Raw genomic sequence first — 22,180 nt, forward strand, 5'->3', positions numbered from 1 at the left:
AAATTCGTTCGGCGCTTCAATCAGGCTCAGCCGCGCGCAATAACCGCAGCGTCAGCTTCGACCTTTTCGGCCGCTTTCTGGCGGATCAGCTTTTCCAGCTCGTCCACCAGATTGTCATTCGTCAGTTTCTGCGACGGCTTGCCGTCGATGTAAATCAGGTTTGGCGTGCCGCCGGTCAAGCCGATATGGGCTTCCTTGGCTTCGCCGGGGCCGTTGACCACACAACCGATCACCGCGACATCCAGCGGCACCAGCAGGTCTTCAAGGCGCCCTTCCAGCTCGTTCATGGTTTTCACCACATCGAAGTTCTGCCGCGAGCAGCTCGGGCAGGCGATGAAGTTGATGCCACGGGAACGCAGATGCAAAGACTTGAGAATGTCGTAACCGACCTTCACTTCCTCGACCGGGTCGGCCGCCAGCGAGATGCGGATAGTATCGCCAATCCCCTCGGCGAGCAGCATACCTAGGCCCACGGCGGATTTCACTGTGCCCGAACGCAATCCACCGGCTTCGGTGATGCCCAGGTGCAGCGGCTGAACGATTTCTTTCGCCAGCAAGCGGTAGGCTTCGACGGCCATGAACACGTCAGAGGCCTTAACGCTGACCTTGAAGTCCTGGAAATTCAGGCGTTCGAGGTGCTCAACGTGACGCAAAGCAGATTCGACCAGCGCAGCAGGGGTCGGCTCGCCGTATTTCTTCTGCAGGTCTTTTTCCAGCGAGCCGGCGTTGACGCCGATGCGGATCGGAATGCCGCGATCACGCGCTGCATCGACCACCGCCCGAACACGGTCTTCACGACCGATGTTGCCCGGGTTGATACGCAGGCAGTCCACGCCCAGTTCGGCCACGCGCAGAGCGATCTTGTAGTCGAAGTGGATGTCGGCAACCAACGGCACTTTGACCAGTTGCTTGATCTTGCCGAACGCCTCGGCGGCGTCCATGTCCGGCACCGAGACGCGGACGATGTCGACGCCAGCGGCTTCCAGACGGTTGATTTGCGCAACAGTGGCGGCAACGTCATTGGTGTCGCTGTTGGTCATGCTCTGTACCGCGATCGGCGCATCGCCGCCCACCGGTACGTTGCCGACCCAGATCTTGCGCGAAACGCGACGTTTGATTGGAGATTCGCCGTGCATGACTTATTGACCCAACTTCAGGCGAGCAGTCTCGCCACTAGTGAACGGAGCGATATCGACCGGCTGACCGTTGTAGCTGACCTGCGCGGCGCGGGCAACGCCCAGACGTACGTTAAGCGGCGGCTTGCCGGAAACGGTGACGCTATCGCCTTTATGCTTCAGACCACTGAAAATCACTTTGCCACGGCCATCGGTCACTTGTGCCCAGCAATCGGCACTGAACTGCAACTGGACCTGACCGTCGCCTGCCACCGGAGCGGCAGCTTCTGCGGTTGGCGCGGCAGTAGCAGGAGCAACCGGCGCAGTGGTGGTCGGTGCTGGAGTCGCGGGAACGTTTGGTGCCGGGGTTGCCGGGGTAGCGACAACCGGTGCTGGCGTATGAGCAGGGGCGGTCGTCGGTGCAGCCGGCGCAACCGGTGCGGCCGGAGTGGTTGCCGGGGTGGTAGCTTCGGCACCGGTCGATTCAGCGGTGGTTTCAGACTGAGGCAGCGCCAGCGCTGTGGAAGTATCGGCCTGATTCTCTTCGACAGCCTGATCTTCCGGCTCGTCAATCGGGTGAATCTGGGTGGTGCCGTCAGCACCTTCGACTTCAACGTGCTCAGGCGCCAGCGACGTCAGGTCCTTGGTGCGCTGCGAAGTCTGATCCTGCCACCAGACGAAACCGCCGCCGATGACCGCGATCAGCAACAGCAGGCTGACAATACGCAAAATGGTGTGGGAAACCCGCACAGGCTCTTCGATACGGCCAAGGGCATGCACGTTGCTGCCCTGGGAGTCGGTACCGGTGGACTGGTCGAACTGCTGAACCAGAACGGTCTGGTCCATGCCGAGCAATTTGGCATAAGCGCGAATGTAACCGCGAGCGAAGGTATGCCCCGGCAGCTTGTCGAAAGCGCCGGCTTCAAGATTGCTCAGGGAAGTCACGGTGAGGTTGAGCTTGAGGGCCACTTCGGCCAGCGACCAGCCATTGCTTTCGCGGGCCTGGCGCAGGGTCTCACCGGGGTTAACGCGATTCGCTGCTACAACTTCGGGATGCGCCGCTTTCATCATTGCTCCGACAGGTATTGCTGATATTCCGGCGTACCGGGATAGAGTCGTTTTAATTGCAGGCCATAACTGGCGGCCTTGTCGCGATCTTCAAACACTTTTGCCAGCCGAACGCCGAGCAATAGACTACGTGCATTTTGTTCGGTCAACTGGCTGAAACGGTCGTAATAGTCTCGCGCGGGCACATAATGCCTGTCTTCGAAGGACAACTCAGCCATTTCCAGCAAAGCACGTGGTTGTTGACGGTTCAAACGCAGTGCTTTTTCCAGCTGTTGCTGTGCCAGATCACGCTGACCGAGCTTCGCCGCCGTCATGCCGAGGTTCTCGAACACACGCGAACGCTCAGGATACAGGGTATCGGCGGCGGCCTGTTCAAAACGCTCGTAGGCTTCTTTATAACGCTGTTGTTCGTAGAGAAAACTGCCGTAGTTGTTGAGGATGCGCGCATCGGCGGGACGGGAGGACAAAGCCTTGCGGAAGTGTTCGTCGGCCAGCTCAGGCTCCATTTCGGACTGAAACACCAACCCGAGGGCAGCGTTGGCGTCAGGATCGGAACCGTCGATTTCCAGCGCCTTCTTCAGCGGCACCTTGGCACGCTCGGTCATGCCTTGCTGCAAGTATCCCAGCCCCAACTGCACGTAGGCAGCCCGCGCTTCATCGCGGCCCTTGCTGGTCTTCATCGGGTTGTAGTCACCCGACAGGACACAACCAGCACACAGGCTGGCCAACAGCAACAGCAGCGCAAAGCGCAGGGACATAGAGATCCTCTCTTAATTTGTGTTCGCGGCGTTCTGTGCCAGATCGCTGTCGGCGCTCAACTCGCGCACGGCGATGTAACGTTCGCTGCGACGGGTGCGATCCAGCACCTGCCCTACCAATTGACCACATGCAGCGTCGATGTCCTCACCACGGGTGGTGCGGACGGTGACGTTGAAACCGGCCTGATGCAACTGATCCTGGAAACGACGGATCGCGTTGTTGCTTGGCCGCTCGTACCCGGAATGCGGGAACGGGTTGAACGGAATCAGGTTGATCTTGCACGGAATATTCTTCAGTAGCTCGATCATCTCGACGGCGTGTTCAACCTTGTCGTTGATGTCCTTGAGCAAGGTGTACTCGATGGTCAGCACACGTTTCTCGCCAAGGGCGGACATGTAGCGCTGGCACGACTCGAGCAGCATCTTAAGCGGATACTTCTTGTTGATCGGCACCAATTGGTTACGCAATGCGTCATTCGGTGCGTGCAGGGACAACGCCAGGGAAACGTCGATGTGCTTGGCCAGCTCATCGATCATCGGCACCACACCCGAGGTGGACAGGGTCACGCGGCGCTTGGAGATCCCGTAGCCGAGGTCATCCATCATCAGATGCATGGCGGCGACGACGTTGTCGAAGTTCAGCAATGGCTCACCCATGCCCATCATCACCACGTTGGTGATGGCACGGTCGACGGTTGCCGGGACACTGCCGAAAGATTTGTTGGCAATCCACACCTGACCGATGACTTCGGCGGCGGTGAGGTTGCTATTGAAGCCTTGCTTGCCGGTGGAGCAGAAACTGCAATCCAGGGCACAGCCTGCCTGGGACGAAACGCACAGAGTGCCGCGTTTGCCCTGGGGAATGTACACGGTCTCGACGCAGCTGCCGGACGCCACGCGCACCACCCACTTACGGGTGCCGTCGCTGGAGATGTCCTCGCTGACCACTTCCGGACCACGGACCTCAGCAATGGCCTTGAGCTTGTCGCGCAAGGCCTTGCTGACGTTCGTCATGGCGTCGAAATCATCGACACCAAAGTGGTGAATCCATTTCATTACCTGACCGGCACGGAAACGCTTCTCCCCGATTGAGTCGAAGAATTTTTCCATTTCCTGTTGAGTCAGACCCAGCAGGTTGGTTTTTACAGTCGATGTAGTCATGGATTCACCTTCACTCTTAAGCCAATGCTTAGCGAGTGGTTACTTCAGTAGCTGCGAAGAAGTACGAGATTTCACGAGCAGCTGCGGCTTCGGAGTCCGAACCGTGAACAGCGTTGGCGTCGATGGAATCAGCGAAGTCAGCGCGGATGGTGCCGGCAGCAGCTTCTTTAGGGTTGGTAGCGCCCATCAGCTCACGGTTCAGAGCGATAGCGTTTTCGCCTTCCAGAACCTGAACAACAACAGGACCGGAGATCATGAAAGCAACCAGGTCGCCGAAGAAACCACGAGCGCTGTGCTCAGCGTAGAAGCCTTCAGCTTCAGCTTTGGACAGTTGCTTCAGTTTCGAAGCTACAACGCGCAGGCCGGCTTTTTCGAAACGAGTGGTGATTTCGCCGATGACGTTTTTTGCAACAGCGTCAGGCTTGATGATGGAGAAAGTGCGTTGAACAGCCATGGTGTAACTCCAGAAACGGTAATTTGCGAAAAATTAAACCCGCGAATTATACGCGGGTTCTTGGGTATTGCCTAACCTGCGAGGACGATCAGTCCAATTCTTCAGCCCAGAGCGTCTGAACCGCTTCCAACACCTTCTCGCCAACACGACCAGAGGTATTGTCAAAATCCGGCAGCTCTTTGATCCATTGCTGCAGATCGACGAAATTGACAGAAAACGGGTCTACGCCCGGTTTGGCCTCGGCCAATTCTTCTGCAATACGTTGAACATCATTCCAACCGTAGCTCATGACAGTCTTACCAGTCAGTGCGGCGCTTCAGCCGCATGGTTAAGCGAATATTTCGGAATTTCGACGGTGATGTCTTCTTCACCGACGATCGCCTGGCAAGCCAGACGCGATTGCGCTTCCAGGCCCCAGGCGCGATCGAGGAAGTCTTCTTCCAGCTCGTCAGCCTCTTCCATCGAGTCGAAACCCTCGCGGATGATGCAGTGGCAAGTGGTGCAAGCACAGACGCCGCCGCAGGCGCTTTCCATCTCGATGTGGTGTTCGTGGGCCAGTTCGAGAATCGAGGTGCCGGGCGCAGCCTCGACCACCATGCCTTCAGGGCAGAACTTCTCGTGGGGCAGAAAAATGACCTGCGGCATCAGATATCCTCGATTTCATTCAGATTGCGCCCCGACAGAGCGGCTTTTACCGTCAGATCCATGCGGCGGGCAGCAAAAGCATCGGTCACTTGCGACAGACGCTTGGTCTGCTGCTCGATGGCGTAACCATCAGTGCCTTTCATCAGTTCGGCCAGCTCCTGCAACTGCAGATCGATGACCATGCGCTCTTCGGCGTCGAGCAAACGCTCGCCATCGGCCTCCAGAGCGCCCTGCACCGCTTCGATCAAGCGTTGGGCATCGACTTGCTGCTCACGCAGAACGCGGGCGACTTTGTCGTCATTGGCATGCTGGAACGAATCCTTGAGCATCTTGGCGATTTCGCCGTCGGTCAGACCGTAGGACGGTTTGACCTGAATGCTTGCCTCAACGCCTGAACCCAACTCACGGGCGGAAACGCTGAGCAGACCGTCGGCATCGACCTGGAAGGTCACACGAATCTTCGCCGCACCGGCAACCATCGCTGGAATGCCGCGCAATTCGAAGCGCGCCAGCGAGCGGCAGTCACTGATCAGCTCACGCTCGCCCTGCAATACGTGGATCGCCATGGCCGACTGGCCATCTTTATAAGTAGTGAAATCTTGTGCGCGAGCGACGGGGATGGTGGTGTTGCGCGGAATCACCTTCTCCATCAGGCCGCCCATGGTTTCCAGCCCCAGGGACAGTGGAATCACGTCGAGCAGCAGCAGTTCGCCACCATCGCGTTTGTTGCCAGCCAAGGTGTCGGCCTGGATCGCGGCACCGATGGCCACCACTTGATCCGGATCGATTTCGGTCAGCGGCTGACGACCGAAGGCTTCGGCAACGGCTTCGCGAACACGCGGAACGCGCGTCGAACCGCCAACCATGACCACGGCGTGCACGTCTTCCAGCTCAATACCGGAATCACGGACAGCGCGGCGGCAGGCTTTCAGGCTGCGAGCGACCATCGGCTCGATCAGCGCATCGAAGGCTTCACGGGGCAGCTGTGCTTTCCAGTCGCCATAGGCCACTTCAACGCTGGCCGCATCGGTCAGGGCTTCTTTGGCCGCGCAAGCGGTTTGCAGCAGATTGCGTTGTGCGCCCGGGTCGAGATCGGCGGACAGGCCCGCGCTCTCGATGATCCAGCCGGCAATCGCGTGATCGAAGTCATCGCCACCCAGCGCGCTGTCGCCGCCAGTGGCCAGAACTTCAAAAACACCGCCGGTCAGACGCAGAATCGAAATATCGAAAGTACCGCCGCCGAGGTCATAAATCGCGACCAGGCCTTCAGCATGCTGATCCAGACCGTACGCCACAGCGGCAGCGGTCGGCTCGTTGAGCAGGCGCAGCACGTTCAGACCGGCGAGTTTCGCCGCATCCTTGGTGGCTTGGCGCTGAGCATCATCGAAGTAAGCAGGAACGGTGATCACCGCACCAACCAGCTCACCTCCCAAGGTCGCTTCAGCGCGCTGACGCAGCACCTTGAGGATATCGGCGGAGACTTCGACCGGGCTTTTCGGGCCCTGCACGGTATCGATGAACGGCATGTGCGATTCGCCACCGACAAAGCGGTATGGCAGTTGCTCGCCCAATTGCTTGACGTCGGACAGACCACGACCCATCAAGCGCTTGACCGACAGCACGGTGTTCAAAGGATCGGAAGCGGCGGCCAGTTTGGCCGACTCGCCGACTTCGACGTGATCGGCGTGGTAACGCACAGCGGACGGCAGGATGACCTGCCCGTTTGCGTCGGCCAACGGCTCGGAAAGACCACTGCGCAACGCAGCGACCAGCGAATTGGTAGTGCCCAAGTCGATCCCCACAGCCAGACGACGCTGGTGCGGTTGAGGACTTTGGCCGGGTTCGGCGATCTGCAGTAGGGCCATCGTGATCAGGACTTATCTGTATATCAGGCGTGCGACCGGAGCGGCACTGGGTTAATCGTCGAGGCGCTCTTCTAACTGGCGCACTTCGTAGGTGAGCTTGTCGAGGAACTGCATGCGTCGCATCAGGCGTTCGGCCTGCTCACGTTGCGCTGCATCATCCCAACAGGCTGCGAAGCTTTCATTGAGTTCTTCCTGAGCCACTTTCAAGCGCCGCTTGAACACGGCGACGCCGTCGAGGTCAGCACTGTCCTGGAGGTCTTCGAGCTCTTCGCGCCATTGCATCTGCTGCAGAAGAAACTCGGGATCATGGACCGTGACTTCCATCGGCACTTCATGCCCGCTGATGGCCAGCAGGTAGCGTGCGCGCTGGGCCGGACTCTTGAGCGTCTGATAGGCGTCGTTGAGCCGGGCAGACTGCTCGAGTGCCGACCGCTGCTCACGCTCGGAAGCGTCGGCAAAGCGATCAGGATGAACGCCGCGCGCCAACTCACGATAGCGCGTAGCCAACTGCTCGAGATCCAGACGGAAACCCGGTTGCAGCTCGAATAAAGCGAAATGACAAGGAATACCCACGACAAGCCTCAGATGTTGAAGCTTTCGCCGCAGCCACATTCACCGCGTACGTTGGGGTTGTTGAACTTGAAGCCTTCGTTCAACCCTTCCTTGACGAAATCGAGCTCGGTGCCGTCCAGGTAGGCCAGGCTTTTCGGGTCGATGATCACTTTTTCGCCGTGACTCTCGAACACCTGATCCTCTGCAACCACCTCGTCGACAAACTCCAGCACGTAGGCAAGGCCGGAACAGCCTGTGGTGCGAACACCCAGACGAATCCCTTCACCTTTGCCGCGCCCGTCGAGGGAGCGCCGCACGTGTCGAGCAGCCGCTTCTGTCATGCTGATAGCCATCGGTGACTCCTTACTCGTCGCCTAATCCAGAAAGTCAGATCAAGCCTTTCTTCTGCTTGTAATCGCGAACAGCCGCTTTGATAGCGTCTTCAGCCAGTACCGAGCAGTGAATTTTCACTGGCGGCAGGGCCAGTTCTTCGGCCAGCTGAGTGTTCTTGATGGTTTCTGCTTCGTCCAGGGTCTTACCCTTCATCCACTCGGTGGCGAGGGAGCTGGAAGCGATAGCCGAACCGCAGCCGTAGGTCTTGAACTTGGCATCTTCGATGATGCCAGCGTCGTTGACCTTGATTTGCAGACGCATCACGTCGCCGCACGCCGGAGCGCCGACCATGCCGGTGCCGACATCAGGATCTTCCGCGTTCATCTTGCCGACGTTGCGCGGGTTTTCGTAGTGGTCGATGACCTTTTCGCTGTAAGCCATGATTCTCAATCCTCACTCATCAGGGCCGCTCTTGAGACCCTGCAACTGCGCTGCGTAAACCGCCGCGTCACTACAGGATCTGTATCTGGCGGCTTCTATATTTAGTGTGCCGCCCACTCGATTTTCGAGATATCGACGCCGTCTTTGTACATGTCCCACAGCGGCGACAGAGCGCGCAGCTTGGTAACGGCCTCGCAGACTTTCTGCGCGGCGTAGTCGATTTCTTCTTCGGTGGTGAAACGGCCGAAGGTGAAGCGGATCGAGCTGTGCGCCAGTTCGTCATTGCGGCCCAAGGCGCGCAGCACGTACGAAGGCTCGAGCGACGCCGAGGTGCAGGCCGAACCGGACGATACCGCCAGATCCTTGAGCGCCATGATCAGCGACTCGCCTTCAACGTAGTTGAAGCTCAGGTTCAGGTTGTGCGGAACGCGGGCGGTCAGGCTGCCGTTGACGTACAGCTCTTCCAGATGCTCGACCTGCTTGTAGAAGCGGTCGCTCAAGGCTTTGATACGGACGTTTTCAGCAGCCATGTCTTCTTTGGCTACGCGGAACGCTTCACCCATACCGACGATCTGGTGGGTCGCCAGGGTGCCGGAACGCATGCCGCGCTCGTGACCGCCGCCATGCATGGTCGCTTCGATGCGCACACGCGGCTTGCGGCTGACGTACAGCGCGCCGATGCCTTTAGGGCCGTAGGTTTTGTGGGCGGAGAACGACATCATGTCGACTTTCAGTTTCTGCAGGTCAATCTCGACCTTGCCAGTGGACTGAGCGGCGTCGACGTGGAACAGAACGCCCTTGGCGCGCAGCATTTCGCCGATCGCGGCGATGTCGTTAACGGTGCCGATTTCGTTGTTCACGTGCATTACGGAGACCAAAATGGTGTCTTCGCGCAGTGCAGCTTCAATCATGGCCGGGGTGATCAGACCGTCTTCGGTCGGCTCGAGGTAAGTAACCTCGAAACCTTCACGCTCCAGTTGGCGCATGGTGTCGAGGACAGCCTTGTGCTCAATCTTGGAGGTGATCAGGTGCTTGCCCTTGGAGCCGTAGAAATGTGCCGCGCCCTTGATTGCCAGGTTGTCGGACTCGGTAGCACCGGAAGTCCAGACGATTTCGCGCGGATCAGCGTTGACCAGATCGGCCACCTGACGACGGGCGTTTTCAACGGACTCTTCAGCCTTCCAGCCGAACACGTGGGAACGGGACGCCGGGTTACCGAAGTTTCCGTCGACCAGCAGGCATTCACTCATTTTTTGCGCAACACGCGGATCAACCGGGGTGGTCGCAGAGTAATCAAGGTAAATCGGCAATTTCATGGACTATCTCCTAAATCAGGGCTGGCGTGCCGCTAGCTCTCTGGCTGTCATTCGACGGCGGACGCTTCAATCTTGTCCAGGCGTGGCGCCTTGCTGTTGCAACGGCGCTGGTCCTGACGCTGGGCTACTTCTTGCACCTCACGGCGAGTCACAAGATCAGCCAAGCTGATACCACTTAGAAATTCGTGAATCTGCAGGCTCAAATCGCACCACAGATGATGGGTCAGGCAGGTGTCGCCGGAATGGCAATCGCCCTGGCCCTGGCATTTGGTGGCATCGACCGATTCATTTACTGCATCGATCACCTGGGCGACCTGGATACCCTGCATCTCGCGGGACAACTGGTAGCCACCACCCGGGCCGCGAACACTGGAAACCAGGTTACTGCGGCGCAGCTTGGCGAACAGCTGTTCGAGGTAGGACAGGGAGATGCCTTGGCGCTCGGAGATATCGGCCAGGGACACGGGCCCGTGCTGCGCGTGCAACGCCAGGTCGAGCATGGCGGTCACGGCGTATCGGCCTTTTGTAGTCAGTCGCATGGACAGTTACCACGGAGTTCAGAATGGGGCGAGTATGCAATTCCCGAGTATTTAAGTCAACTTTAAGACCTAGTACTTTAGTCAGGTTTACCCGCAAAAGAGCGCGCGAATGATAGCAGGGTCTGCGGCCTAATGGCACACCGGTTGACGCAAGCCTCTGTAGGAGCTGCCGAAGGCTGCGATCTTTTGATTCTGTGAAAGACAAGATCAAAAGATCGCAGCCTTCGGCAGCTCCTACAGGAGGCGCTAGCTGGCTTTGGACTCGTCTTTGCCTTTGACGCAGGCGAAGTCTTCTTCACGCAGTTCAGGCAGATCTTTCGCACAGTAATTGCTACCCAGATCCTTCAGCGCGCCGCACATCCCCTCCAGCCGCCCGTCCACCGCTTGCAGGTGATCGAGCAACTGACCAATGGCGCGCGCCACCGGGTCAGGCATGTCTTCGCTGACGCCGTAGGCATCGAAACCGATCTTCTCGGCCATGGCCTTGCGCTTGGCATCCTGCTCTTCATCGGACTTGACGATGATTCGCCCAGGAATACCGACAACAGTGGCGCCCGGTGGCACTTCTTTAGTCACCACGGCGTTGGAACCAACCTTGGCACCAGCGCCGACGGTGAACGGGCCGAGCACCTTGGCGCCCGCGCCCACGACCACACCATCACCCAGCGTCGGGTGGCGTTTGCCCTTATTCCAGCTAGTGCCGCCGAGGGTCACGCCCTGATAAATAGTCACGTCATCGCCAATCTCGGCGGTTTCACCGATGACGATACCCATGCCATGGTCGATAAAGAAACGACGACCGACCTTGGCCCCCGGATGAATCTCGATCCCGGTTAGCCAGCGACCGAAGTTCGACACCAGCCGCGCCAGCCATTTCAGTTCGTTGCGCCAGAGCATGCCGGCCAATCGATGGATCCAGATCGCATGCATGCCGGGGTAGCAGGTCAGGACTTCAAAAGCGTTACGCGCCGCCGGGTCTCGATGGAATACGCTCTGGATATCTTCACGCAAACGCTCAAACATCATTTAGTCCTTCCGCTTAAGAAGCTCACCACGGGCCGCTTTCTGGGTTTCCGTGAGGATGCCACGCAAAATATTCATTTCCGCCCGGCTGACCGAGCTGCGTCCGTACAACCGACGCAGGCGCGCCATCAAGTGCCGTGGTTTCTCGGGATCGAGGAATTCGATGGCGACCAGTGTCTGCTCCAGATGCTCATAGAAGCGTTCCAATTCATCCATGGTCGCCAGCTCGGCGCTTTTCACCGAAGCCACTTCTTCTTTCTCGATCTTGCTCGGCTGGCCTTGGGCGGCCAGCCAGGCCATGCGCACCTCATAGCTCAACACCTGCACCGCCGCGCCGAGGTTCAGCGAACTGAACTCAGGGTCGGAGGGGATATGCACGTGAAAGTGACATCGCTGCAGCTCTTCGTTGGTCAGACCGGAATCTTCACGACCGAATACCAGAGCGATTTCGGCGCCCTGCCCGGCTTCCTCGACCACTTTGGTGCCGCACTCGCGCGGATCCAGCAGTGGCCAGGGAATGCGGCGGTCACGGGCGCTGGTGCCAAGCACCAGATTGCAGCCGACCAAGGCATCTTCCAAGGTGGCGACGACTTGCGCATTTTCAAGGATGTCACCGGCACCGGAAGCACGAGCATCGGCTTCGTGGTGCGGGAAGACCCGCGGTTCGACCAGCACCAATCGCGACAGACCCATGTTTTTCATGGCGCGCGCGGCCCCGCCGATGTTGCCGGGGTGGCTGGTATTGACCAGGACGACACGAATGTTCTGCAGCAAGGGAGGCGCTCTCGGACACAGGAAAGGGGTGCAAATCTTACAGAACAGCCTACCGTTAAGCTATGAAAGCGAACAGCGTCCTTCACCTGAAGAAAAGTTCTGATAGAATGCGCGGCTTTCTTTAACAACCTTAGGTGACACATCCATGCAGCCCATGCTGAATATCGCGCTGCGCGCCGCCCGCAGCGCCAGTGAACTGATCTTCCGCTCCATCGAGCGCCTGGATACCATCAAGGTCGACGAAAAAGACGCCAAGGATTATGTATCCGAGGTCGATCGCGCCGCTGAACAGAAAATCATCGACGCCCTGCGCAAGGCATACCCGAATCACTCGATCCAGGGTGAAGAGACCGGCATGCACGCCGGCACCGGTATCGAAGGCGAAGAGTACCTGTGGATCATCGATCCACTGGACGGCACCACCAACTTCCTGCGTGGCATTCCTCACTTCGCTGTCAGCATTGCCTGTAAGTACCGTGGCCGCCTGGAGCACGCAGTGGTTCTGGACCCGGTTCGCCAGGAAGAATTCACCGCCAGCCGTGGTCGCGGCGCTCAACTGAACGGTCGTCGCCTGCGCGTCAGCGGTCGTACCAGCCTTGACGGCGCCCTGCTGGGTACCGGTTTCCCGTTCCGTGACGACCAGATGGACAACCTCGACAACTACCTGGGCATGTTCCGCGCCCTGGTTGGCCAGACTGCCGGCATCCGCCGCGCCGGTTCGGCAAGCCTGGACCTGGCTTATGTCGCTGCCGGTCGTTTCGACGCGTTCTGGGAATCGGGTCTGTCCGAGTGGGACATGGCTGCAGGCGCCCTGCTGATTCAAGAAGCTGGCGGCCTGGTGAGCGACTTCACCGGCGGTCACGACTTCCTTGAAAAAGGCCACATCGTTGCCGGCAACACCAAATGCTTCAAGGCAGTACTGACGGCGATCCAGCCGCACCTGCCGGCTTCGCTGAAGCGCTAAGCTTCACGCGAAAGGAAAAAAGCACCCTTCGGGGTGCTTTTTTTATGCCTGGAATTCGATCTACAGACCACCAAAATCTTCATGTGGGAGCGAGCCTGCTCGCGAATGCATTCTGACAATCAACATTGATGCCGGCTGGCACACCGCATTCGCGAGCAGGCTCGCTCCCACAGGGGGGGGCACGGTTTAGCCAAAAATTGCGGGTACAAAAAAAGCACCCCGCAGGGTGCTTCTTGTTAAAACAGTCGGTACTTACTGAGCCGGCTCATTCTGCGACAGAATCAGCTTGCCTTCCTTGTCGACCGGAATCTGGTTGCCCGGATCGCGATCCATCCGCACCTTGCCTTCCTTGCCATCGAGCGAGTAACGCACGTCGTAACCGACGACCTTGTCGCTGATGTCATTGACCGTGTTGCAGCGGGTTTGCGTGGTGGTGTAGGTGTCACGCTCTTGCATGCCTTCCTGCACCTTGTTACCCGCATAACCACCACCGACCGCACCGGCTACCGTGGCAATCTTCTTGCCGGTGCCGCCGCCAATCTGATTACCCAGCAAACCACCTGCCAATGCACCGACGACGGTACCGGCAATCTGGTGTTGATCTTTTACCGGTGCCTGACGAGTCACTGTCACGTCCTTGCACACTTCACGTGGAGTCTTGATCTGTGTTTTAACCGGTTCAACGGCCAATACTTGCGCATACTCAGGGCCGCTTTTAACCAGGCTGTAGGTGGCAACAGCACCCCCGGCAGTCACACCGACAGCACCCAATACCGCACCAACCAGCAACGACTTGTTCACATGAACCTCCTGACCATCACATGCGGGACGCGCCCGCGCTTCTCCCAGCCTTGGAGCATAAAAAAAGGCGCGAGTTCAACTCGCGCCTTTCTTGGGCTGACAGCCGGGAAAACGATGGCCGTTATGGACGGTCGTCGACTTCCTTCTCGGTGTTGGCCGGAGGAATCAGATCCTCGGTAGTCAGGTTCAGCCAGATCAGCACCACGTTAGCGATGTAGATCGACGAGTAAGTACCCGCCAGAACACCGATAAACAGCGCGATCGAGAAGCCGAACAGGTTGTCACCGCCGAAGAACAGCAGTGCCGCGATCGCCAGCAAAGTCGAGATCGACGTTGCCATGGTGCGCAGCAGGGTTTGCGTGGTCGAGATGTTGATGTTCTCGATCAGCGTTGCCTTGCGCAGCACACGGAAGTTCTCACGAACCCGGTCGAACACCACGATGGTGTCGTTCAGCGAGTAACCGATGATCGCCAGCACCGCCGCCAGCACGGTCAGATCGAAAGTGATCTGGAAGTACGACAGGATACCGATGGTTACGATCACGTCGTGAATCAGCGAAACAATGGCGCCGACCGCGAATTTCCACTGAAAGCGGAAAGCCAGGTAGATCAGGATGCCGCCGAGCGCCAGCAGCATGCCGAGGCCGCCCTGGTCGCGCAGCTCTTCACCGACCTGCGGGCCGACGAACTCGACACGCTTGACCGTTGCCGGGTTATCGCCGCCGACCTTCAGCAGCGCTTCCGCGACCTGATGACCCAGTTGCGGGTCTTCACCCGGCATGCGCACCAGCAGATCGGTAGTCGCACCGAAGCTCTGCACGATGGCTTCGTGGTAACCCGACGTCGCCAGTTGCTCACGCACCTTGGTAACGTCGGCCGGACGCTCGTAGGTCAGCTCGATGAGCGTACCGCCGGTGAAGTCCAGGCCCCAGTTCATACCCTTGGTCACGACACTGAACATAGCCAGCAACGTGAGAAACACTGTGACGCCGAACGCGAAGTTGCGAACGCCCATGAAGTTGATTGTACGTAACATGGCAGCCCCTTAAATCCACAACTTCTTGAAGTCACGTCCGCCGAAGATCAGGTTGACCATTGCGCGGGTCACCATGATGGCCGTGAACATCGAGGTAAAGATCCCGAGGGACATGGTCACTGCGAAACCTTTGACCGGGCCGGTGCCCATGGCAAAGAGAATCCCGCCGACCAACAAGGTAGTCAGGTTGGCGTCGAGAATCGCGGTGAATGCCCGGCCGAAGCCTTCGTTGATTGCACGCTGCACGGTCATGCCGGCGGCGATCTCTTCACGAATCCGCGAGAAGATCAGCACGTTGGCGTCGACCGCCATACCCATGGTCAATACGATACCGGCGATACCCGGCAGGGTCAGCGTTGCACCCAGCAGCGACATCAAGGCCAGCAGCAGCACCATGTTCACCGCCAGCGCGACGGTGGCGATGATGCCGAAGAAGCGGTAGATGGCGATGATGAACAGCGACACGAACAGCATGCCCCACAGCGACGCATCGATACCTTTGGTGATGTTGTCAGCACCCAGGCTCGGGCCGATGGTGCGCTCTTCAGCGAAGTACATCGGTGCGGCCAGACCACCGGCACGCAGCAGCAGCGCCAGTTCGGACGACTCGCCCTGACCGTTCAGGCCAGTGATGCGGAACTGAGCACCCAGCGGCGACTGAATGGTCGCCAGGCTGATGATCTTCTTCTCTTCCTTGAACGTTTGCACCGCAACGTCTTTCTCGACGCCATCGACCACTTGCTTGGTGTAAGTGGTGACCGGACGCTGTTCGATGAAGATCACCGCCATGCTGCGACCGACGTTCGAACGAGTAGCGCGGCTCATCAGTTCACCACCATGACCATCCAGACGGATGTTCACTTCCGGGGTGCCGTGCTCGCCGAAACCGGCCTTGGCGTCGGTGACCTGGTCACCGGTGATGATCAGACCACGTTCGATCTGTGCTGGCGGACGATTGCCTTCACGGAACTCGAAGGTTTCGGAGGTGGCTTTCGAAGCACCCGGCTCAGCAGCCAGACGGAACTCAAGGTTGGCCGTCTTGCCGAGAATACGCTTGGCTTCGGCAGTGTCCTGCACGCCCGGCAGCTCAACCACGATGCGGTTGGCGCCCTGACGCTGAACGATCGGTTCGGCAACACCCAGCTCGTTGACGCGGTTACGTACCGTGGTCAAGTTCTGCTTGATGGAGTATTCACGGATTTCCGCCAGCTTCGCCGGGGTCATCGCCAGACGCAGCACCGGTTGACCGTTGAGGTCGGCCGGAACAATGTCGAAATCGTTGAAGTTCTTGCGGATCAGTGCACGGGCCTGTTCGCGGGAGTCTTCATCGCTGAAGCCCAACTGAATGGCACCGCCCAGTTGCGGCAGACTGCGATAGCGCAGCTTCTCTTTACGCAGCAGGCTCTTGACGTCGCCTTCGTAGACTTTCAGGCGTGCATCGAGGGCTTTGTCCATGTCCACTTCCAGCAGGAAGTGCACACCACCGGACAAGTCCAGACCCAGCTTCATCGGGTGCGCGCCCAGATTGCGAAGCCATTGCGGGGTGGTCTGTGCCAGGTTCAGCGCGACGACGTAGTCATCACCCAACGCCTTGCGCACAACGTCTTTGGCCGGCAACTGGTCTTCAGCCTTGCTCAGACGGATCAGACCGCCCTTGCCGTTGGCGGCCAGCGTGGCTGCCTTGACGTTGATCCCGGACTCCTTGAGCGCAGTGCTCACACGATCCAGATCAGCCTGATTGACTTGCAGCGCAGTGCTTGCACCACTGACCTGAATGGCCGGGTCATCGGGGTATAGATTCGGAGCGGAATAAATCAGACCGATCGCCAGCACCGCCAGGATCAGAATGTATTTCCACAGAGGATATTTGTTCAGCATCACGCCGCCCGTTATGAACGCGGGGCGCCTTGCGCGCCCCGTCGATTGAGTAGAAGTTGTTGCTTCAGATCGCTTTCAGCGTGCCTTTTGGCAGCGTGGCGGCGATGGCGCCTTTCTGGAACTTCATTTCCACGGTGTCGGAAACTTCCAGAACCACGAAGTCATCAGCCACTTTGGTGATCTTGCCGGCGATGCCGCCAGTGGTCACAACTTCGTCGCCTTTCTGCAGGCTGCTCAGCAGGTTCTTCTGCTCTTTGGCGCGCTTGGCCTGTGGACGCCAGATCATCAGGTAGAAGATGACCAGGAAGCCGACCAGGAAAATCCACTCGAAACCGCCGCCCATTGGGCCGGCAGCAGCCGGTGCAGCCGCGTCAGCCATGGCGTTAGAGATAAAAAAGCTCATTTAGCACTCCAGTTGCAAATGTTGAATCTTGGGGTCAGAAAACTCAGTCCAAAGGCGGAACGGGGAGCCCGCGTTTGGCGTAGAAGGCATCGACAAAGGCGGCCAATGTACCCTGTTGAATAGCCTCGCGCAAACCAGCCATCAGCACCTGATAATGGCGCAAGTTATGGATGGTATTGAGCATGCTTCCCAGCATTTCGCCGCACTTGTCCAGGTGATGCAGATAAGCGCGGGAGAAGTTCTGGCAGGTATAGCAATCGCAGGTCGGATCCAGCGGCGATTCATCATGGCGATGGAACGCGTTACGGATCTTCAGCACGCCTGTATCAATGAACAGATGCCCATTGCGGGCATTACGGGTTGGCATCACGCAATCGAACATGTCCACACCGCGGCGCACACCCTCAACCAGATCTTCCGGTTTGCCAACGCCCATAAGGTAACGAGGTTTGTCAGCCGGCATCATGCCCGGCAGATAATCCAGCACTTTGATCATTTCGTGCTTCGGCTCGCCCACCGACAGACCGCCAATGGCCAGGCCATCGAAGCCGATCTTGTCGAGGCCTTCGAGCGAGCGCATGCGCAGATCCTGGTGCATGCCACCCTGAACGATGCCGAACAATGCAGCGGTGTTGTCACCGTGGGCATTTTTCGAACGCTGAGCCCAGCGCAACGACAATTCCATCGAAACACGCGCGACGTCTTCGTCAGCCGGGTACGGCGTGCATTCGTCAAAAATCATCACGATGTCGGAGCCGAGATCGCGCTGCACTTGCATCGATTCTTCCGGGCCCATGAACACTTTGGCGCCGTCGACCGGGGAGGCGAAGGTCACGCCCTCCTCCTTGATCTTGCGCATCGCGCCGAGGCTGAACACCTGAAAGCCACCCGAGTCAGTGAGGATCGGGCCTTTCCACTGCATGAAATCGTGCAGGTCGCCGTGTTCCTTGATCACTTGGGTGCCAGGGCGTAGCCACAGGTGGAAGGTGTTGCCCAGAATGATTTCTGCGCCGGTGGCAACGATGTCACGCGGCAACATGCCCTTGACCGTGCCGTAAGTGCCCACCGGCATGAACGCCGGGGTCTCGACGGTGCCACGCGGGAAGGTCAGGCGACCACGCCGGGCCTTGCCATCGGTGGCCAGAAGTTCAAAGGACATGCGACATTCGCGACTCATTCTGTTTCCTCTGGGCCGGTTTCTTTAGGGGCAGTAGGTGCGGGATTACGGGTGATGAACATCGCATCACCGTAGCTGAAAAAGCGGTAACCGTTGTCGACGGCAGCCTTGTAGGCGGCCATGGTCTCGGGATAACCGGCAAATGCCGAAACCAGCATCAACAGCGTGGATTCCGGCAAATGGAAATTGGTCACCAGGGCATCGACCACGTGGAACGGCCGGCCCGGGAAGATAAAGATATCGGTGTCGCCACTGAACGGCTTGAGCACACCATCGCGCGCGGCACTTTCCAGCGAACGCACGCTGGTGGTGCCGACCGCAATCACCCGACCACCGCGCGCACGGCACGCTGCGACCGCATCGACCACGTCCTGGCCGACTTCCAGCCACTCGGTGTGCATGTGGTGATCTTCAAGCTTCTCGACGCGCACCGGCTGGAACGTCCCCGCGCCCACGTGCAGCGTGACGAACGTGGTCTCGACGCCCTTGGCCGCAATTGCTTCCATCAGCGACTGATCGAAATGCAGCCCCGCTGTCGGCGCCGCTACCGCACCGAGTTTCTCGGCGTACACGGTCTGATAACGCTCGCGATCCGAGCCTTCGTCCGGGCGGTCTATATAAGGAGGCAACGGCATGTGCCCGACGCGATCAAGCAGCGGCAACACTTCTTCCGCGAAGCCCAGTTCGAACAACGCATCGTGACGCGCGAGCATTTCGGCTTCGCCACCGCCGTCGATAAGAATCTTCGAACCCGGCTTCGGCGACTTGCTGGAGCGCACATGGGCCAGCACGCGGTGCGTATCGAGCACCCGTTCAACGAGGATTTCCAGCTTGCCGCCGGACGCTTTCTGCCCGAACAGCCGCGCCGGAATCACCCGGGTATTGTTGAACACCATCAAATCGCCCGGGCGCAAATGCTCAAGCAAATCAGTGAATTGACGGTGTGCGAGGGCGCCGCTCGGCCCGTCAAGGGTCAGCAGGCGACTACCGCGACGCTCGGCCAAAGGGTGGCGGGCGATCAGCGAATCAGGGAGCTCGAAAGTAAAGTCAGCAACGCGCATGATGGGGTTCGTCTAGCAGGGCCGGAAAGTCTAGCGGAAATATCGAAAATTCTCTATGTACCTGATTGACCGACGGTAATCTCATCTCTATACTTCGCCGCCATTGAGCCCTGATGGCGGAATTGGTAGACGCGGCGGATTCAAAATCCGTTTTCGAAAGGAGTGGGAGTTCGAGTCTCCCTCGGGGCACCACATAGCAGTATCTGAGAGTCTCTACCAGCCTCTCAGATCCAAAGAAACCGGCCACTTGGCCGGTTTTTTTGTGCCTGTCTGTCTACCCCTGTCTCCCCTTATCCGTTGTATCCCTGTATCCCTGCTTGTATCCTGAGAAAAATACCTAACTTTGGGATACAAGGATGAAGCGCGCAGACATCAAGCGCCGCCCTCTCGCTGACACGACACTTGCGGGATTGGAGCCGGAATCAAAGGAATACAGGGAGCTGGACGGAAACGGCCTCTACTTCAGGGTTAAACCTGATGGTGGTAAATCCTGGCAACTCCGCTACAAACGTCCGGCGGGCAATTGGGCTTGGATGGGGCTCGGGGGTTACCCGGAAGTAAGTGGTGCGCTGGCAAGGGACAAAGCTGCCGATCTACGCAAGGTAGTGAGTAGCGGTGCCGATCCCCTAGAACAAAAGCGATCCGCGAAAGCTGCTATCCATGCGGCCAAGACCCGAACCTTTCGAGCTGCCGCTGATGCCTGGCTGAAGGCAAAAGAGGAAAAGGGTCTCGCACCCTCCACTCTCAACAAAATCCGCACCTACCTCGACAAAGACATACTCCCGGCACTGGGCGATAAGCCTCTAGACGAAATCACCCGTACCGACTGCGCGGAACTCCAAGCATCCATCGAAGCCCGGAATGCACACAACGTGGCGGAAAAATGTCGCACTTGGATCAATCAGATATTCGGGCGAGCCATCGGTTTGGGCCTCACGGAAAACGATCCAGGCAGTCGACTACGAGATATTGCCGCTCAAGCCCCGAAGACTCAGCAGCATCCTCATTTGCTTGAGCCTGAGTTGGCAGAATTCCTCCAAGCACTCAAAAACACTCCCAGCAGGCTGACGGCCCGAACTGCTGCATGGCTCTGTATCTGGACCGCATCTAGACCGGGCATGGTTCGGTTAGCTGAATGGAAAGAGTTCGACCTTGATGGAGCAACATGGACGACGCCTGCCGCAAAGATGAAGATGCGCAGGGACTTTGTGTGCCCACTCCCTAAGCAAGCTCTTATCGCACTCAAAGAACTCCATTGTCTCACCGGTCGTAGTCGCTGGCTTTTCCCCGGAGTCGGCGCTAAGAATCCGACGATAAGTGAAAACACCATCAACAAAGTCTTCGCGACGGTTGGTTATAAAGGCCGCCTGGTTGGTCATGGGACTCGTCACACCGCCAGCACTCTACTCAGGGAACACGGCTGGCCAAAAGAGCATGTCGAAGCGCAGCTTGCTCACAAAGAAGAGGGAATATCCGGGGTATACAACAAGGCTCAATACCTTGAGCACAGGGTGAAGATGATGCAGTGGTATGCAGATCACCTTGATGCACTGGCGAGCGAGATGGTGATCAGGGGACAGCTTGGGAAAGCGGTATGAACACACCTATCCATACCACCCTCAAAATCGATGTAACGGGTGTTACTCATGTAACGATGCCGGCCAGACACCCGGTTTCATTGGCTTTAATGCCCGTTACACGCCTGCACAATCTTCCGCACATGCGATGTAACGTATGCAAATTGTGTAACGCCAGAACAAGCCCCTATCCGGCTGCGGGCCGACACTCGCCACACTTGGCAATTGCGCAAATCTCGCTGGCTATGCTTCAAACTCGCAGGGCGCGGGACAGTGAGTTGCATGTCGAGAGTCATTGGCATGATTGATACCCACCCGATTTTGCACTCGGCGCTAACCGCTGGCCTGATCCAATATCTCTCAGAGCAGCCACTCTACGAGTTCTGCAATGAACAGATCACTGACGTGTGCGAGCTGATCAATCAGTGCTGCATCCGCATCCAGACCGGCGACATCAGCAGCGACATGAGCAGCATGTGCATCCAGACAACGATGCATGAGGAGGCTATTTTTCAGTACGCCTCAACCGACAAAAAAAACCGTCTCGCGCATTGGGTTCGCCAATACAGCAAGTGTCATTCAGCATCGGAACGCGAGGCATATGCAGCCTACGTCATGGCCTGCGCAGTGAAAGCACTGAGCGCCTTAGCTGACTGGATGCGCTACACCGAACAAGAGGCTTGGTCGCATGTTGCCGAGGCTCCGACGGATTGGCCGTGGGACCTTTATTGTCAGGTTGTGGAAAGGCAGGTTGATCCTAACGAACGTATTGAGGCACTGGACCAGTACGTGCTTTTTTTGGAGCCCATAACATCCCTACCCTGCTTGATCAGTGACGAGCTGACCCCAATCGCTTACAGGGCAATCGAGAACGCTATCCGCACAAAGGGCGGCATCATCAGCGGAATGGAGCGTAACGAAGAAATCGGCGCACGGGATACGGCAATCATTAGGCAAGGTCGACATTACGTGGCTAGCGGAATGTCACGGCGAAACGTGACCACGGCGGTTCACGCCTGGCTGGAACGAGAGGTGTCCAAACCACTCAACCAGCGTGCTGAGTGGGTGACACTGGAAACCGAGAAAACGCTAACCCGCAAAAGCGTGGAGGGAATCCTCAAGCGCAATTTTGTGGTGTGACCGATATTTCAATGTCATTTCAAATGGAAGTGAACTGCTCACCGCCGACCAATTTCTAGACCATTGCTCTCGTTGTCCAAACCAATCGAGAGCAATACC

General features: G+C 58.2%; 24 protein-coding genes and 1 tRNA gene. 4 read left to right on the plus strand and 21 right to left on the minus strand.

What is annotated here, in order from left to right; all coding sequences use genetic code 11:
- Positions 1–26: 26 nt before the first annotated feature.
- From ispG to trmJ, 15 genes are all read right to left on the minus strand, one after another.
- On the minus strand, positions 27–1,136 hold the full coding sequence (gene ispG, locus CKW14_RS19670; RefSeq protein ID WP_003227888.1) for a flavodoxin-dependent (E)-4-hydroxy-3-methylbut-2-enyl-diphosphate synthase: 1,110 nt from the start codon (positions 1,134–1,136) through the stop codon (positions 27–29).
- Between the two features lie 3 nt (positions 1,137–1,139).
- On the minus strand, positions 1,140–2,183 hold the full coding sequence (locus tag CKW14_RS19675) for a RodZ family helix-turn-helix domain-containing protein (protein ID WP_095125908.1): 1,044 nt from the start codon (positions 2,181–2,183) through the stop codon (positions 1,140–1,142).
- A complete protein-coding gene (gene pilW / locus CKW14_RS19680) occupies positions 2,183–2,941 on the minus strand; it encodes a type IV pilus biogenesis/stability protein PilW (protein ID WP_093430650.1) in 759 nt (252 codons plus the stop codon). Before pilW ends, CKW14_RS19675 begins: the two co-directional genes overlap by 1 nt.
- 12 nt (positions 2,942–2,953) lie before the next feature.
- Positions 2,954–4,102: a 23S rRNA (adenine(2503)-C(2))-methyltransferase RlmN gene (gene rlmN / locus CKW14_RS19685; protein ID WP_016984373.1), complete on the minus strand. Its 1,149-nt coding sequence runs from the start codon at positions 4,100–4,102 to the stop codon at positions 2,954–2,956.
- A 28-nt stretch (positions 4,103–4,130) separates the two neighbouring features.
- Positions 4,131–4,556, minus strand: coding sequence for a nucleoside-diphosphate kinase (gene ndk, locus CKW14_RS19690; RefSeq protein WP_007916882.1), 426 nt, complete (start codon positions 4,554–4,556; stop codon positions 4,131–4,133).
- Between the two features lie 88 nt (positions 4,557–4,644).
- Positions 4,645–4,845, minus strand: coding sequence for a Fe-S cluster assembly protein IscX (gene iscX, locus CKW14_RS19695; RefSeq protein WP_008084655.1), 201 nt, complete (start codon positions 4,843–4,845; stop codon positions 4,645–4,647).
- Between the two features lie 14 nt (positions 4,846–4,859).
- Positions 4,860–5,201: an ISC system 2Fe-2S type ferredoxin gene (fdx, locus tag CKW14_RS19700; RefSeq protein WP_007916885.1), complete on the minus strand. Its 342-nt coding sequence runs from the start codon at positions 5,199–5,201 to the stop codon at positions 4,860–4,862.
- The gene (hscA, locus tag CKW14_RS19705; RefSeq protein WP_095125909.1) at positions 5,201–7,066 is read right to left on the minus strand and encodes a Fe-S protein assembly chaperone HscA; all 1,866 of its coding nucleotides are present in this window, start codon (positions 7,064–7,066) and stop codon (positions 5,201–5,203) included. Before hscA ends, fdx begins: the two co-directional genes overlap by 1 nt.
- Before the next feature lie 51 nt (positions 7,067–7,117).
- Entirely contained in the window at positions 7,118–7,639 is a 522-nt protein-coding gene (gene hscB / locus CKW14_RS19710) for a co-chaperone HscB (protein WP_095125910.1), read from the minus strand.
- A gap of 8 nt (positions 7,640–7,647) precedes the next feature.
- Positions 7,648–7,971, minus strand: coding sequence for an iron-sulfur cluster assembly protein IscA (gene iscA, locus CKW14_RS19715; RefSeq protein ID WP_003227904.1), 324 nt, complete (start codon positions 7,969–7,971; stop codon positions 7,648–7,650).
- A 34-nt stretch (positions 7,972–8,005) separates the two neighbouring features.
- A complete protein-coding gene (iscU, locus tag CKW14_RS19720; protein WP_007916892.1) occupies positions 8,006–8,392 on the minus strand; it encodes a Fe-S cluster assembly scaffold IscU in 387 nt (128 codons plus the stop codon).
- 101 nt (positions 8,393–8,493) lie between these two features.
- A complete protein-coding gene (locus CKW14_RS19725) occupies positions 8,494–9,708 on the minus strand; it encodes an IscS subfamily cysteine desulfurase (RefSeq protein ID WP_007916899.1) in 1,215 nt (404 codons plus the stop codon).
- A gap of 47 nt (positions 9,709–9,755) precedes the next feature.
- On the minus strand, positions 9,756–10,247 hold the full coding sequence (gene iscR / locus CKW14_RS19730; RefSeq protein ID WP_038362955.1) for a Fe-S cluster assembly transcriptional regulator IscR: 492 nt from the start codon (positions 10,245–10,247) through the stop codon (positions 9,756–9,758).
- Between the two features lie 246 nt (positions 10,248–10,493).
- Complete coding sequence (gene cysE / locus CKW14_RS19735; protein WP_007916901.1) at positions 10,494–11,270, minus strand: serine O-acetyltransferase; 777 nt, start codon at positions 11,268–11,270, stop codon at positions 10,494–10,496.
- Between the two features lie 3 nt (positions 11,271–11,273).
- A complete protein-coding gene (gene trmJ / locus CKW14_RS19740) occupies positions 11,274–12,044 on the minus strand; it encodes a tRNA (cytosine(32)/uridine(32)-2'-O)-methyltransferase TrmJ (protein WP_007916903.1) in 771 nt (256 codons plus the stop codon).
- A gap of 145 nt (positions 12,045–12,189) precedes the next feature.
- Here trmJ and suhB point away from each other — a divergent pair, with 145 nt between their 5' ends.
- Positions 12,190–13,008 carry an inositol-phosphate phosphatase gene (suhB, locus tag CKW14_RS19745; RefSeq protein ID WP_095048353.1) on the plus strand — a complete coding sequence of 273 codons (819 nt, stop codon included), beginning with the start codon at positions 12,190–12,192 and terminating at the stop codon, positions 13,006–13,008.
- 252 nt (positions 13,009–13,260) lie between these two features.
- On the opposite strand, the gene CKW14_RS19750 is transcribed toward suhB, so the two are convergent.
- The 6 genes from CKW14_RS19750 to queA all read right to left on the minus strand — a co-directional run bounded on the left by CKW14_RS19750 (position 13,261) and on the right by queA (position 19,364).
- Positions 13,261–13,809, minus strand: a complete 549-nt coding sequence (locus tag CKW14_RS19750; RefSeq protein WP_007916907.1) for a glycine zipper 2TM domain-containing protein — start codon at positions 13,807–13,809, stop codon at positions 13,261–13,263.
- 121 nt (positions 13,810–13,930) lie between these two features.
- The gene (secF, locus tag CKW14_RS19755) at positions 13,931–14,845 is read right to left on the minus strand and encodes a protein translocase subunit SecF (RefSeq protein ID WP_095123431.1); all 915 of its coding nucleotides are present in this window, start codon (positions 14,843–14,845) and stop codon (positions 13,931–13,933) included.
- Positions 14,846–14,854: 9 nt separating this feature from the next.
- Positions 14,855–16,723, minus strand: coding sequence for a protein translocase subunit SecD (gene secD / locus CKW14_RS19760; protein WP_007916911.1), 1,869 nt, complete (start codon positions 16,721–16,723; stop codon positions 14,855–14,857).
- 64 nt (positions 16,724–16,787) lie between these two features.
- Positions 16,788–17,126, minus strand: a complete 339-nt coding sequence (gene yajC, locus CKW14_RS19765; RefSeq protein ID WP_007916913.1) for a preprotein translocase subunit YajC — start codon at positions 17,124–17,126, stop codon at positions 16,788–16,790.
- Positions 17,127–17,169: 43 nt separating this feature from the next.
- Complete coding sequence (tgt, locus tag CKW14_RS19770) at positions 17,170–18,285, minus strand: tRNA guanosine(34) transglycosylase Tgt (protein WP_162130185.1); 1,116 nt, start codon at positions 18,283–18,285, stop codon at positions 17,170–17,172.
- A 14-nt stretch (positions 18,286–18,299) separates the two neighbouring features.
- Positions 18,300–19,364 (minus strand): tRNA preQ1(34) S-adenosylmethionine ribosyltransferase-isomerase QueA, encoded by a 1,065-nt coding sequence (gene queA, locus CKW14_RS19775; RefSeq protein ID WP_007916915.1) that lies wholly within the window; start codon positions 19,362–19,364, stop codon positions 18,300–18,302.
- Positions 19,365–19,471: 107 nt separating this feature from the next.
- On the opposite strand from queA, the gene CKW14_RS19780 reads away from it, so the two are divergent.
- From CKW14_RS19780 to CKW14_RS30225, 3 genes are all read left to right on the plus strand, one after another.
- Positions 19,472–19,556, plus strand: a tRNA-Leu gene (locus CKW14_RS19780).
- 164 nt (positions 19,557–19,720) lie between these two features.
- On the plus strand, positions 19,721–20,962 hold the full coding sequence (locus CKW14_RS19785; protein WP_095125911.1) for a tyrosine-type recombinase/integrase: 1,242 nt from the start codon (positions 19,721–19,723) through the stop codon (positions 20,960–20,962).
- Between the two features lie 279 nt (positions 20,963–21,241).
- Entirely contained in the window at positions 21,242–22,081 is an 840-nt protein-coding gene (locus CKW14_RS30225; RefSeq protein ID WP_256587256.1) for a hypothetical protein, read from the plus strand.
- Positions 22,082–22,180: the final 99 nt, after the last annotated feature.

It is taken from the genome of Pseudomonas sp. Irchel s3a12, from assembly GCF_900187485.1.
Taxonomy (GTDB): Bacteria; Pseudomonadota; Gammaproteobacteria; order Pseudomonadales; family Pseudomonadaceae; genus Aquipseudomonas; species Aquipseudomonas neuropathica.

Bases quoted from the DNA above. Each gene is read 5' to 3' on its own strand.
- CKW14_RS19675 (WP_095125908.1), bottom strand. From the start codon at position 2,183: ATGAAAGCGGCGCATCCCGAAGTTGTAGCAGCGAATCGCGTTAACCCC.
- yajC (WP_007916913.1), bottom strand. From the start codon at position 17,126: ATGAGCTTTTTTATCTCTAACGCCATGGCTGACGCGGCTGCACCGGCT.
- CKW14_RS30225 (WP_256587256.1), top strand. From the start codon at position 21,242: ATGATTGATACCCACCCGATTTTGCACTCGGCGCTAACCGCTGGCCTG.
- iscR (WP_038362955.1), bottom strand. From the start codon at position 10,247: ATGCGACTGACTACAAAAGGCCGATACGCCGTGACCGCCATGCTCGAC.
- suhB (WP_095048353.1), top strand. From the start codon at position 12,190: ATGCAGCCCATGCTGAATATCGCGCTGCGCGCCGCCCGCAGCGCCAGT.
- hscA (WP_095125909.1), bottom strand. From the start codon at position 7,066: ATGGCCCTACTGCAGATCGCCGAACCCGGCCAAAGTCCTCAACCGCAC.
- iscU (WP_007916892.1), bottom strand. From the start codon at position 8,392: ATGGCTTACAGCGAAAAGGTCATCGACCACTACGAAAACCCGCGCAAC.
- secF (WP_095123431.1), bottom strand. From the start codon at position 14,845: ATGTTACGTACAATCAACTTCATGGGCGTTCGCAACTTCGCGTTCGGC.
- secD (WP_007916911.1), bottom strand. From the start codon at position 16,723: ATGCTGAACAAATATCCTCTGTGGAAATACATTCTGATCCTGGCGGTG.
- iscX (WP_008084655.1), bottom strand. From the start codon at position 4,845: ATGAGCTACGGTTGGAATGATGTTCAACGTATTGCAGAAGAATTGGCC.
- ispG (WP_003227888.1), bottom strand. From the start codon at position 1,136: ATGCACGGCGAATCTCCAATCAAACGTCGCGTTTCGCGCAAGATCTGG.
- CKW14_RS19725 (WP_007916899.1), bottom strand. From the start codon at position 9,708: ATGAAATTGCCGATTTACCTTGATTACTCTGCGACCACCCCGGTTGAT.
- CKW14_RS19785 (WP_095125911.1), top strand. From the start codon at position 19,721: ATGAAGCGCGCAGACATCAAGCGCCGCCCTCTCGCTGACACGACACTT.
- pilW (WP_093430650.1), bottom strand. From the start codon at position 2,941: ATGTCCCTGCGCTTTGCGCTGCTGTTGCTGTTGGCCAGCCTGTGTGCT.
- cysE (WP_007916901.1), bottom strand. From the start codon at position 11,270: ATGTTTGAGCGTTTGCGTGAAGATATCCAGAGCGTATTCCATCGAGAC.
- rlmN (WP_016984373.1), bottom strand. From the start codon at position 4,102: ATGACTACATCGACTGTAAAAACCAACCTGCTGGGTCTGACTCAACAG.
- fdx (WP_007916885.1), bottom strand. From the start codon at position 5,201: ATGCCGCAGGTCATTTTTCTGCCCCACGAGAAGTTCTGCCCTGAAGGC.
- iscA (WP_003227904.1), bottom strand. From the start codon at position 7,971: ATGGCTATCAGCATGACAGAAGCGGCTGCTCGACACGTGCGGCGCTCC.
- tgt (WP_162130185.1), bottom strand. From the start codon at position 18,285: ATGTCCTTTGAACTTCTGGCCACCGATGGCAAGGCCCGGCGTGGTCGC.
- ndk (WP_007916882.1), bottom strand. From the start codon at position 4,556: ATGGCTGTTCAACGCACTTTCTCCATCATCAAGCCTGACGCTGTTGCA.
- queA (WP_007916915.1), bottom strand. From the start codon at position 19,364: ATGCGCGTTGCTGACTTTACTTTCGAGCTCCCTGATTCGCTGATCGCC.